This is a genomic window from Arcicella rosea, assembly GCF_040543805.1.
In the GTDB taxonomy this organism is placed as follows: domain Bacteria; phylum Bacteroidota; class Bacteroidia; order Cytophagales; family Spirosomataceae; genus Arcicella; species Arcicella rosea.
In genome coordinates, this window is record NZ_JBEUMS010000018.1 from 1 (window position 1) to 11,707 (window position 11,707).

Here is an 11,707-nt window from a genome sequence, read left to right on the forward strand (position 1 = left end):
AGTCGGGAAGCAAAATCCCTCAGTCGGGAAGCAAAATCCCTCAGTCGGGAAGCAAAATCCCTCAGTCGGGAAGCAAAATCCCTCAGTCGGGAAGCAAAATCCCTCAGTCGGGAAGCGAAATCCCTCAGTCGGGAAGCAAAATCTCTCAGTCGGGAAGCAAAATCTCCCAGTCGGGAAGCAAAATCCCTCAGTCGGGAAGCAAAATCTCTCAGTCGGGAAGCAAAATCCCTCAGGCGAGTTGCTTAATCTCTCGAATTACTCCCAACATCCTAAGGATTAGAAGCTACCTATTTTTTCTTGACACCTGTAATACTTACTCCAGTTACTTGTTTATATTCAGGACTACTTGCTCCGAAGACTGCTTTTACATATTTCTTAATATCCAAACTGATATTATATAAACCCGTTTCTTCCCCATACAAAACCCTATCTCTCTTCAGTCTTGCATTGCTAAGTGCCGTGTAAACAATCGCAACCTGTTCATTGGCACTATCTTGTTGGCTAATTAAATTTTTGAGGGTACTTACCTTTAAATCCACTTCATTAGGCACATAACTTGGCTCACTTTCTAAGACAGTAACTAAGGCTTTTAAATGCTCAACTTGTTGGTTAAAAGATGTTTGTGAAGATGAAATGGTTTTAGGTGCTTCGGCATTCAAACCCTCAACCGTACTGTTTGTTTCTTTAACAGCACTGGCTCTTTTCCCTTGCAATTTTCGATTAAAGCCTTTTACATCCTTCTTAGTAGCATCGGGGGCATCGGTCATTTCAAAAGCATTAATCAGTCGAGTCGATAAGGTTCTGTTATCCTTAAACAACAAAGCTCTTTCATTGATAACGATATTGTAGGCGGTGGTTTGCCTAATAATTTCGTCGATTACCTCCTTCGCTTGCTGGTAGGTGTTTTCTAAAGCAGGAATTTGGATAGAAACTTTGCTAGGCTGGTATTGGGTGCCGAAACCTTTGCAGAAATTAACGAGGTTAAAGAAGTTTTTCACGTTTACAGCGTGACCTGTTTCTGATGTTGTAGCCATTTTTTTGAATTTTGGAAAAGTGAGAAATCAATAATAAGGTAGCTTAGAGCAATCAGCTTAGAGTTCTATAAAAGCATTCATCTGCCTATCTCTCAGCTAATTAAAATTAATAATTTTTTAAAATAGAACCGACAACAACAAGCGTATTTTTATTATACGGTAAATTTTTTCAAAAGAAACAGGAGAAAATAAGCGATTAATTAGGCTTTAAAAGCTATTTGATAAAAAATTGAGAAGGGTTTGTGGAGAAAAAATAAAGTGGTACTTTAGAAAAGTAGAAATTAGGTGCGAGCAATTTAAGAAGTACGACAAAACTTTCGCATACTTGTGAGCTGTGTTCTACCATATTGACGACCCTACAATCCGACAACTTTTACTTACATAATAAATGGACAAAATATTTGACAGTCTATCTAACAGAGAAACAGCTTTGGCAATTTGGATATTAATTGCACTTACAGCTTGTATGTTCAGCAAAAGCATACGACAATCATTTGTTGGAATTATTAAAGCATTATTTGCTTGGAAAATATTGGTATCCATACTAACATTTTTTGCATACACAGTTTTATGGATTTTTCTTTTACACAAATTTGGATTTTGGGACATTTCATTCCTTAAAGATACCGTTATTTGGGCTTTGAGTTTTGGATTCATTTCCTTAATGAATGTGAACAAAGTATATGATAGCAAGTATTTTAAAATTGTATTGCTTGACACGATAAAATGGACAATTATAATAGAGTTCATCGTAAATTTTTTTACATTTAGTTTGACAACGGAATTGATATTTGTTCCCATTTTAGTTTTTTCAGCAATGATGCAAGCAGCAGCATCTTTTAAATCTGAACATAAACAAGTTGAAAAACTCTTTAAATATGTTTTGACAGCTTTTGGAATTGCAATATTTACTTTTTCACTGTACAAGACTTTTGAAAAGCATAGCCAACTTTTCACAATTGACAACCTAAAAAGTTTTTTATTACCAGTGTTTCTTTCAATTACCTTTCTTCCATTTATGTATTTGTATAACTTGCTTGTTAAGTATGAAGAACTATGGATAAGACTTAATCTTAGCATAAGAAATAAGAAGGACAGACAAAGAGTAAAAAAACAAATTCTATTGGTAGCCAATTTTAATATTGACAAACTTGTAAGCATCTCAAAAAATATTGCGAAACCTATTAATGTATATAATGATTTCAGTGATGAAATGGTAAAGACGATTAGCAAAGGGAAGTATGTAGGTTCTGACGAATAGACTTTTCGCCGTTGTTGGTGTTTGTTCACCAACAACATGTGAGTAGGCAACACACTAATTATCATAACCATATTCTAAAGCTAGTTTGAGAATAATACAAAAAGTCCTACAAACCTTTGGCTTATTTGAGAGTTACAAGTAAGCTAATTGAAAACTCTAATGATTCAAGCAGACGAAATATTAGCCCAACTTGACATGTGTAATTCTGAATACACATTTCCAATGTTAGATAATGGATATGTGTATCCAGCGGGTACAAAATTAACCGTTTACAGAGATGATAGGCGTTGGGCAATTGTCATTGAGGTAATAGGGTTTAATTATCGAGGTGGCGGACATAACGGAATGTCGAACTGTTTACACATTTACGGAAATTGCCTTCCTTATGAACCTGGCATCCGTAATGAGAACTTCATTTACCTTACTGATGATGCAAATAATTGCAACACTTTTGACAATGAGGATGATTTTTACTTAAATCAAGACTGTACAACTTTCACTCTTCGAGAGCAAATTCTTCCACTCTATCATAACAGACAATTATATAAAGATGCTGGAATTGAAATTCAAGATGCTCAACGGATTAATGCATTTGAATTTCTTCGGTTACTAAATGCATTACATCACGATAAACTTGTTGCGACGGAAATTGAAATACGGGAGAGAATTCCAAATAATCTCCCCAAAATTATGGAGCTACACAATTGGTTTCATCCAGATGTAGTGAATGATGAATTACCAAGCAATAATGAAACGTTTAAACAAATTGCCAAGGTATTAGAAACTGGTAACATCTACCATTACAAGCCGACACATGAACCCAATACAAACTGGAAAAACTGGCCCGACGGCGGAACGCTCTAAATAACGGCTTTTCGTAAGCAACGCACTAATTATCAAAACCATATTCTAAGAATAATTCCGAAGTATTACAAAAAGTACTATAAAACTTGCGCTTATTAGCGAGATAGTGGCAATTTTACCGAACGACGTGAAATAGACAACAGAAATGGAAAAATCAAGATTTCAAACATTATTATTCGGACTGACAGCAGGAGTTATATATGCGTTTTTGGTAATGCTTCTTGTGACACATTATCACGAAAATGTTTCTATTACTTATATTTTTGTTTTGCCTTTAATTCTTGGTGTGATTCCAGTTTTATTTTCAACTAAAGAACAACTACAATCCTACAAGACCTATTTAATTTTACCTTGGGGCATTACGCTGACATTTTTCTTTTTGGCATGGGCATTTGGCTTTGAAGGTATGATTTGCCTTACAGTAATTGTAGCTCCATTTTTAGCACTTGGGACACTTGGTGCATTTATATACAGACTCGTCAGGCTAAAAAATGAAGGCAAAGGGACAAAGCTTTATATTTCATTAGCAATCCCGCTTCTTTTTCTTCTAATTGAAACAAATATTCAACCGACAAACCAAATTCATACTGTGACTACGAGTATTGAAATTAATGCTGACAGACCAAAGGTGTGGGAGAACTTGAAAAATGTCAAGAATATTCAATCTAATGAAATTAAAACACATTTTGTTCATCTAATTGGAATACCTAAACCACTAAACGGACAGCTTGACAAAGAACAAATTGGTGGAGTACGAAACATAACGTGGGAAAAAGGTATCAAATTTGAAGAGAAAATTAAATCTTGGGACAGTGGAGTTGGATTTAGTTACAATATAAATGTTGACCCTAATTCAGTACCACCGACAACTCTTGACGAACACGTTATGATTGGGGGAAGGTATTTTGATGTATTGGAGGGTAGTTACAAGATTGAACAAATTGGACAGTCAAAAAGTTTGGTAACATTATCTTGCACCTATAGAGTAACGACAAACTTGAATTTTTATAGTAAACTTTGGGTGGACTTCATTCTTGATGACTTTAACGAAATGATTTTAGAAGTAATTAAAAAACGAAGTGAAACTAATGGGCAATAAAATCAAATAGTAATAGTTTTTTGCCTTTTTTGCCGTGTTGGTGTTTGTTCACCAACAACACGAGCGTAAGCAACGCACCAATTATCAAAACCATATTCTTAGGCTAGTTTGGAATAATACAAAAAGGACTACAAAACTTTCGCTTGTTAGCGAGTTAGTGACAACTATAAAAGACAGAAAGTGAAACTATTCAACTTCATAAAACAACAATCAAAAACCGACTTCTCTCCTGAGCAGACCATAAGACTTTTGTTTGACTATATACCTGAATTTTATAAGAAACATAGACAATTCACTGACTGTGTAGAATTTTTAGAGCATAGAGAATGGGAACTTTCACTTGACAGCTTAATCGAACTTGCAGACGAAACAGGACATTATTTTGCAGAAGACTTTTGGCTTGGTCTTGCAGACGTTGCCGACAAAATGAACTTAAATGACAAAGCAAATTATTGTAGAAATCAAATCGACCGAAATATAGAGGATATAAAATCTAAGACATAAAACTGCTCGTAGGCTGTTTTCTACGACTTAAAATGTTAAAGAGCGTCAGGCTCGCAATTATCAATAAGCCCTTTCGAGCGTGACGCTCTTTCTTGTTTTAGTTTTTTGGAAATTATAAGATTAGTTTGGGATAACGCTGTGGGAACAAAATATTTCACCGCCTTAACGGTCCAAAAATCAGCATCATAGCCCTCGATTAAACATATATCTTGATATTTTCCACTCCTCGTTTTCTTTATTCAGGATAAAAAATTCCCGCATTTTACTTTTTACATCCAGTTTCTCATTTATCAGAAAAAGGTTTACATCTGAGGTGGTACGAACTATTGCCATATCCTCATAAACGGATATTTCATCGTAATCCGTAGTTGCACTTACAAATTTAATTGCGCCGAATGTTTGTTGATATGCAGGTAGTAGCTCGCCCTTTCCTGTGGCAGTGGGCAGGTCAGCAGGCATTAATACAGCATTTTCGCTGTATAGATTCATAATAGCATCTGTATTCGTTTCATACAGATACTTAAAGTAATTGCTTACTGTTTCTTTTACTATATCCTTGTCGTTCATTTTGTTTTAATTTGATTATTGATTCGTTTATAATGAGATTCTACTTTTATAAATTGTATCAAGGAAGATGGGAATGTGGATATTTCTTTAACTTACAAGTCCACCATCAATATTGATACTTGTACCAGTAATGAATTTAGCAGAAGGACTTGCCAGAAATGCAACAAGTTCAGCAATATCACTTGTACTTCCATAACGTCCAAGAGCCACATAGCCTCTAATAATATCTGCAAAAGGAGAATCCGCAGGATTCATATCCGTTTCAATAGGACCGGGTTGCACATTATTTACAGTTATCCCTCTTGGTGCTAAATCACGAGCGATACCCCTTGTTAAACCAGCAACGGCAGCTTTTGTCATGGCATATACAGAACCAGTAGGAAATACTGACCTTTCAGCAGCTACACTTCCAATATTGATAATTCTACCATTGTCGTTCATTAAAGCTACGACTGCTTGCGTTGCCACAAAGACACCTTTGATATTAACCGCCACCATTCTGTCGAAATCGGCAATTGCTACGTCAGGCAACATTGCGTTGGCAGCTATGCCGGCATTATTAACTAAAATATCAAAATTTCCTAAAATATCATTTGCTACTTTTATTGCAGAGATAATAGAATCTGTGTTGCCGCTATCAGCTTTGATTGCTATCACCTTAGTTTCTTTTGTTGATAGTTCAGTTGCTAATTGATTGGCTGTTTCTTCCGAATTAGTGTAGGTAAAGGCAACATTTACACCTTCTGACACTAACTTACGAACTATTGCTTGTCCAATTCCACGACTTCCGCCCGTTACAAAAGCTACTTTATTTTTAATTGTTTCCATTTTGTTTTCTTTAATTTTTATTAAACTCTCGTTTGAGTTTGCAATATTAGAATGATACTTTAACTTTGGCAAGTAGCTACTTATTTGTAGTTTACCTACTAAAAAGTAAGTATTATTCATTATCAGTATTTTAAAAACCAATAAAAATGAAAAAAAAGACAGAAATCAACCAACAATGTTCACGATGTGGTGTTGAATATGCTTTTAAGCGCATTGGCGGAAAGTATAAAGCTAGAATTATATGGAATTTAGGAAACACCGAATTACGCTTTGGAGAATTGGGGAGGATTTTACCTGACGTTAGCACAAAGATGCTTACTCAAGCTTTACGGGAACTTGAAAGTGACCAGTTGATAATCCGTAAAATGTATTACGAAGTACCCCCAAAAGTAGAATATTCTTTAACTGTTACAGCAAGACAGTTAATTCCATTTTTAGAACATTTAAACGATTGGGGACATACGCAGATAAAAAATGAAAGTATAGGCAAGACAAATGAAGGCAGTAGCTCAAACTAGTCGTATGTTGTTTCCTATGCCCCAAAATGTAAGAGCATCACGCTAGAAGGGGCTTATTGAAACATTTTAATATTATCAATAAGCCCTTTCTAGCGTGACGCTCTTCTTTGTTTTAGTTTTTTTTGCCGTTGTTGGTGTTTGTTCACCAACAACACATGCGTAAGCAACACACTAATTATCAAAACCATATCCTAAGATTAATTCAGGAATAATACAAAAAGTACTACAAAATTTAGCGAAACCCTTCAATTCCTATGGAAGACTTTACAATCAAAACACGTTTGACAACAAAAGAGTATACAAGAGTAATGTATCTCGGACTTTACAAAAAGCCAGTATTTATCTTTGCAACTTTGCTTGGACTTTATTTGCTAACAACGGTATTGCTTGACTATCTTAAAGTCATAAATTATTACACTGATACGCCGATATATGATATTGTTATTGGAACATTTCTTTTGTTAGCTCCATCAGTAATTGTTTTAATTTCCATTAGACAGTTTACATCAAATCCAACTTTCCAAGATGACATCACATACACTTTTAGCGACCGAGGAGTTGCTGTTAAAGGGCTGACATTTAATAGCGATTTTTTGTGGTCACATATTATTAAGCAAAAAGAGTTAGGTAAGTTTTTGATTTTATATCACAGCAAAAAGTTTGGCAATTTCATTGATAAGACAAAATTGACAGAAGAGCAGGTAGAATTTATAAAATCAAGAGTAGGGAGTAAATAATGTTGCATACCATTTAAGCAACGCACTAATAATCAAAGCCATACTTCAACCTTGTTGTAGGTTTTAAGAAAATCCTAAGACTGATTTGGGGAATTATGGGCGACTTTATACAGATAGAACAAATGAAAAACTGCATACTAATGTCAATTCTGACCCTTTTACATTTTTCTTGTAATTCAAGGACAGACAAAAAAACTATAGAAGCTAAGAGAGTAGATAGTTCAACTGTTTCTTTGGCATATATCAAATCAGGGCGATTATTTCCAGAGACTAAAGCAACTGAAAAATTCGACACATTAATAGCTGACAAACAATTACAAATTACAATCATACGTGCATACCTTGACAGCTACGTCTTACATGAATATGAAGAAAATGGGAAAAAGCAAATTGATAAGTATCGAGACGCAAAAATATCATTGACAATAAAACAAAATTCAAAAACACTTTTAGACACAGTTTTCAGAAAGGAACAATTTTCGAAGTATGGAGACAAAGGATTTATGAGGATAGCAATTTTTCATAGTTATTGGTTTAGAAAATTGGAAAAAGACAAAATAGAATTTTTTGGAGTAATTAGTGAGCCAGAAACAGATTGGACATTTGACTTTCACCATTATTTTGACTTGAGAACAAGAAAGTTTTTTCTAAAAAAAGAAATTGGCGACGAGGAGTAAAAAAAGCATTAAACTAGCCGTAGGGTTATTCCCGCCGTTGTTGGTGTTTGTTCACCAACAACACGTGCGTAAGCAATGAACCAATTATCAAAATCATTTCTCAAACTAGTCGTAGAAAATTCTAAGACCAGTTTGTACCCAAACATCAACTGCAAGAAAAAAATGAACGGTAATGATACTAAACGACTTTCACGCCTCACTGCAATAATAACACAGTTGCAAACAAAACGTCTTTTGACGGCAACAACACTTGCAGAAAAATTTAATGTAAGTATCAGAACCATTTATCGGGACATTAGAGCTTTAGAACAAGCAGGCGTTCCAATCGTTACGGAAGACGGAAAAGGTTATTCGCTAATGGAAGGTTACAGAGTTCCGCCTGTAATGTTCACAGAGGCTCAGGCAAATGCGTTAATTACTGCTGAACAATTGGTTCTCAAAAACAAAGACACTTCATTCATTAAAAATTACACAGAAGCCATTGAAAAAGTAAAATCAGTCTTGAAATATAACTTACAAGACAAAACGAACTTACTTTCAGAAAGAACACGATTTGACCAAAATAACAATCAAGAAAGAAACAGTAGTCATTTATCTGACCTACAATTTGCTTTGACAAATTTTCGGCTTACAAAAATTGAATACACCAACGAACAAAATAAAACCACAACCCGGTACATTGAAGCATTTGCGTTGTTAAGCACCGAAAATTGGTTGTTGGTTGCCTATTGTAGATTGAGAAGAGAATTTCGTTTTTTTCGTTTGGACAGAATAAATAAATTAGAAATTCTTACAGATAAATTTGAACCACACAAAATGACCTTGCAAGAATATTTTGATAACTATTCTTGACCCCTGACATAAGGCTGTCAATTGACAGGTATAAGTTTGCTTCATTATTAATCTTTAAAAGAATAAAAATGACAAACGAAATTAATTCAATGCTTAATTCTACCAATTTTCCCAAACCCACTCTTATTTCAGTTAACGGTGTGGAGCTAGAAGTCTTTGTAGCAGGCAAACAAAATGCAGGCAAACCTATTGTACTCTGTCACGGTTTTCCAGAACATGCTTTTTCTTGGCGTTATCAGGTGCCCGCTCTTGTTGCAGCTGGCTATCATGTCATCATTCCAAACCAGAGAGGTTATGGTAACTCATCCAGTCCGACCGAAGTAACCGAATACGACATTGCACATTTGACAGGTGACCTAGTCGCACTACTCGATTACTTTGGATATGAAGATGCCACTTTTGTTGGTCACGATTGGGGAGCCAATGTTGTTTGGAGTCTGGCACTATTGCATCCTAAGCGGGTAAATAAAATAATAAACTTAGCTTTACCTTATCAAGAGCGTGGCGAAAGGCCATGGATTGAGTTTATGGAAGCAATTTTTGGAGGAGACTTCTACTTTGTTCACTTCAATCGGCAATCAGGAGTAGCAGATGCTATAATGAATGAAAACGCATCCCAATTCCTCCGTAACATATTCCGCAAGAACATACCTCCCACACCACCAGAGCCAGGAATGCTAATGATTAATTTTGCAAGAGCAGAAAAACCACTAGGAGAGCCTTTAATGGAAGATAACGAACTTTCAGTATTTGTTTCTGCCTTCGAATCATCAGGATTTACAGGAAGCATAAATTGGTATAGAAACCTTGATAGAAACTGGCATTTAATGGCAAATGTAACCCCAATCATTCATCAACCGACTCTTATGATATATGGTGAACGGGATACGATTCCAAAGTCTGAAAACCTAAAAAACATTGTTCCAAATTTGGATATTGTTAGTTTAGATTGTGGTCATTGGATTCAACAAGAAAAGCCAGAAGAAACGACCCAATCAATATTAAAATGGTTAGAACAAGAAAATGCTTAATAAGGACGTAGAAACATATTGTCCTGAAAGTCGAATAGATTGGAGACAATGGTTGGAAGAGAATCATCACTCCAAACAATCTGTTTGGCTTGTTTATTATACGAAAAAGTCAAATCTTCCTTCAATAAGTTGGAGTGAAGCCGTTGATGAAGCACTTTGCTTTGGTTGGATTGACAGCACAAAAAAAACGATTGACGAATTTTCATATATGCAGTTTTTTAGCAAGCGTAAACCTAAAAGCAATTGGTCAAAAGTCAATAAAGAAAAAGTTCAACAACTCATTGAAAACGAACTAATGACAAAAGCGGGTTATGAAAGCATTGAAATCGCAAAACGAAACGATTCTTGGACAATTTTAGATGAGGTAGAAGAGCTGATAATACCGAATGATTTAGACAATGCGTTCAATAATCACAAGGGTTCAAAGGCTTTCTTTCTGAGTTTGAGTAAATCGACAAGAAAAATAATATTAAGCTGGATAGCCCTTGCCAAAAGACAAGAAACTCGACAAAAGCGCATAAACGAAGTTGTAGAAAGTGCAGCGCAAAATCTTAGACCAAAGCACTTGCGATGATAGAAAAGTCACATACGGCTAAACAGGGGTTTGGCAAAAGTGGAGCTGACGTATTTCAAATGCTCCACCTTCGTCAAGCCCTAACCATTATGCCATTGTTGGTGTTTTTTTACCAACAATACGAAATTTTGTAGTTTACTTACTTTGTTGAGCTTTACCTGCTGAACCTTCCATTTTAATTCTTTCACGATGTTGCATTCCCCATCTGGTCATTGCTCCAACTACCTCTTCAAGGGTTTGACTGTAAGGTAATAGCTCATACTCAATAGTAACGGGATACCCAGCAGTTACTTTTCTGATGATAAATCCATTCAATTCAAGGTCTTTTAATTCGCTTGATAATACTCTGGCAGAAATACCTTTTACTTGTCGTTGAAGTTCGGTAAATCTATGGTTTCCTCTCGCTATCGAGATGATTATCATCAATTTCCATTTTCCGCCAATAGAATATAAGGCATCACTAACTGCTGCTAATACTCTGTTACATTCTTCTGAAAACTCCTTGCTATTTTCTGTTTTTTCAACCTGTTCTTTCATTGTAATCTTCTTTGGTTATTAAAATAATAGCAGCTAACCTTTAGGTAATCGCTAATAAATTGTAAGCAAATGTACTCTACTTTTGGTGCATAATTATTAAAACAACAAAATCATGACACTAGAAACTTTAAAAATCAAAGAGGAATTACGTGACTTAATAGACGCTTATGCCTACTTAGGTGACGAAAAGAAAATTTCAGAACAAATGGGTTTATTTACTCCCGATGTTATTTACAAAGCTTACATGGGCGACTTTTTAGCAGCAAATGTTTCTGGAACAGAAAGCTTGGAAAAAGAATTTAATGGACACGCTTCTCTGGTAAAAACCTATTTTACCATGAATGGACAGCACACCGTGAAAATTGATGGAGAGACAGCAACAGGTGTTTCTTTTTCACAATTAAAAATGGTAAGAGAAGTTGAAGGGAAAGATGTTTTGACAGATTACAGTGTTAAATATGATGACAAATATGTGCGTCAAAATGGAAAATGGTTCATCAAAGAACGTACAGGCTACTTTCTAATCATAGAAGCTAGACCTATTGCTTGATAGCGTATTCGCACAAAATCACTCATGGCATGACTCTAAGTCATGCCATGAGTAACGATTGTCAAGAGTAAAGT

Annotated in this window: 15 protein-coding genes; 11 read left to right on the plus strand and 4 right to left on the minus strand. The window is 35.3% G+C overall.

Annotated features, from left to right (window positions below; translation table 11 throughout):
• Positions 1 to 287 precede the first annotated feature (287 nt).
• Positions 288 to 1,034 (minus strand): hypothetical protein, encoded by a 747-nt coding sequence (locus ABID42_RS20085; RefSeq protein WP_367285180.1) that lies wholly within the window; start codon positions 1,032 to 1,034, stop codon positions 288 to 290.
• Between the two features lie 388 nt (positions 1,035 to 1,422).
• On the opposite strand from ABID42_RS20085, the gene ABID42_RS20090 reads away from it, so the two are divergent.
• The 4 genes from ABID42_RS20090 to ABID42_RS20105 all read left to right on the plus strand — a co-directional run bounded on the left by ABID42_RS20090 (position 1,423) and on the right by ABID42_RS20105 (position 4,762).
• Positions 1,423 to 2,295, plus strand: a complete 873-nt coding sequence (locus tag ABID42_RS20090) for a hypothetical protein (RefSeq protein WP_367285181.1) — start codon at positions 1,423 to 1,425, stop codon at positions 2,293 to 2,295.
• Positions 2,296 to 2,454: 159 nt separating this feature from the next.
• Positions 2,455 to 3,159, plus strand: coding sequence for a DUF7003 family protein (locus ABID42_RS20095; RefSeq protein ID WP_367285182.1), 705 nt, complete (start codon positions 2,455 to 2,457; stop codon positions 3,157 to 3,159).
• 145 nt (positions 3,160 to 3,304) lie between these two features.
• The gene (locus ABID42_RS20100; protein WP_367285183.1) at positions 3,305 to 4,258 is read left to right on the plus strand and encodes an SRPBCC family protein; all 954 of its coding nucleotides are present in this window, start codon (positions 3,305 to 3,307) and stop codon (positions 4,256 to 4,258) included.
• Positions 4,259 to 4,438: 180 nt separating this feature from the next.
• On the plus strand, positions 4,439 to 4,762 hold the full coding sequence (locus tag ABID42_RS20105; RefSeq protein ID WP_367285184.1) for a hypothetical protein: 324 nt from the start codon (positions 4,439 to 4,441) through the stop codon (positions 4,760 to 4,762).
• Positions 4,763 to 4,945: 183 nt separating this feature from the next.
• Here the strand turns inward: ABID42_RS20105 and ABID42_RS20110 are convergent, their stop codons facing one another.
• Together ABID42_RS20110 and ABID42_RS20115 are read right to left on the minus strand one after the other, a co-directional pair.
• Positions 4,946 to 5,329: a YybH family protein gene (locus tag ABID42_RS20110; protein ID WP_367285185.1), complete on the minus strand. Its 384-nt coding sequence runs from the start codon at positions 5,327 to 5,329 to the stop codon at positions 4,946 to 4,948.
• An 87-nt stretch (positions 5,330 to 5,416) separates the two neighbouring features.
• The gene (locus ABID42_RS20115) at positions 5,417 to 6,157 is read right to left on the minus strand and encodes a 3-oxoacyl-ACP reductase family protein (protein WP_367285186.1); all 741 of its coding nucleotides are present in this window, start codon (positions 6,155 to 6,157) and stop codon (positions 5,417 to 5,419) included.
• Positions 6,158 to 6,303: 146 nt separating this feature from the next.
• Here ABID42_RS20115 and ABID42_RS20120 point away from each other — a divergent pair, with 146 nt between their 5' ends.
• The 6 genes from ABID42_RS20120 to ABID42_RS20145 all read left to right on the plus strand — a co-directional run bounded on the left by ABID42_RS20120 (position 6,304) and on the right by ABID42_RS20145 (position 10,546).
• Positions 6,304 to 6,675: a winged helix-turn-helix transcriptional regulator gene (locus tag ABID42_RS20120; protein WP_367285187.1), complete on the plus strand. Its 372-nt coding sequence runs from the start codon at positions 6,304 to 6,306 to the stop codon at positions 6,673 to 6,675.
• A gap of 254 nt (positions 6,676 to 6,929) precedes the next feature.
• Positions 6,930 to 7,412, plus strand: a complete 483-nt coding sequence (locus tag ABID42_RS20125; protein WP_367285188.1) for a YcxB family protein — start codon at positions 6,930 to 6,932, stop codon at positions 7,410 to 7,412.
• 122 nt (positions 7,413 to 7,534) lie between these two features.
• Positions 7,535 to 8,089 (plus strand): DUF4738 domain-containing protein, encoded by a 555-nt coding sequence (locus tag ABID42_RS20130; RefSeq protein ID WP_367285189.1) that lies wholly within the window; start codon positions 7,535 to 7,537, stop codon positions 8,087 to 8,089.
• A 162-nt stretch (positions 8,090 to 8,251) separates the two neighbouring features.
• The gene (locus tag ABID42_RS20135) at positions 8,252 to 8,941 is read left to right on the plus strand and encodes a helix-turn-helix transcriptional regulator (RefSeq protein WP_367285190.1); all 690 of its coding nucleotides are present in this window, start codon (positions 8,252 to 8,254) and stop codon (positions 8,939 to 8,941) included.
• Between the two features lie 68 nt (positions 8,942 to 9,009).
• Complete coding sequence (locus ABID42_RS20140) at positions 9,010 to 9,972, plus strand: alpha/beta fold hydrolase (RefSeq protein WP_367285191.1); 963 nt, start codon at positions 9,010 to 9,012, stop codon at positions 9,970 to 9,972.
• The gene (locus tag ABID42_RS20145) at positions 9,965 to 10,546 is read left to right on the plus strand and encodes a YdeI/OmpD-associated family protein (protein WP_367285192.1); all 582 of its coding nucleotides are present in this window, start codon (positions 9,965 to 9,967) and stop codon (positions 10,544 to 10,546) included. The genes ABID42_RS20140 and ABID42_RS20145 overlap by 8 nt, the downstream gene beginning before the upstream one ends.
• Before the next feature lie 135 nt (positions 10,547 to 10,681).
• On the opposite strand, the gene ABID42_RS20150 is transcribed toward ABID42_RS20145, so the two are convergent.
• A complete protein-coding gene (locus ABID42_RS20150; RefSeq protein ID WP_367285193.1) occupies positions 10,682 to 11,083 on the minus strand; it encodes a winged helix-turn-helix transcriptional regulator in 402 nt (133 codons plus the stop codon).
• A 112-nt stretch (positions 11,084 to 11,195) separates the two neighbouring features.
• Between ABID42_RS20150 and ABID42_RS20155 the strand changes: the two genes are divergently transcribed.
• A complete protein-coding gene (locus tag ABID42_RS20155) occupies positions 11,196 to 11,633 on the plus strand; it encodes a nuclear transport factor 2 family protein (protein WP_367285194.1) in 438 nt (145 codons plus the stop codon).
• Positions 11,634 to 11,707: the final 74 nt, after the last annotated feature.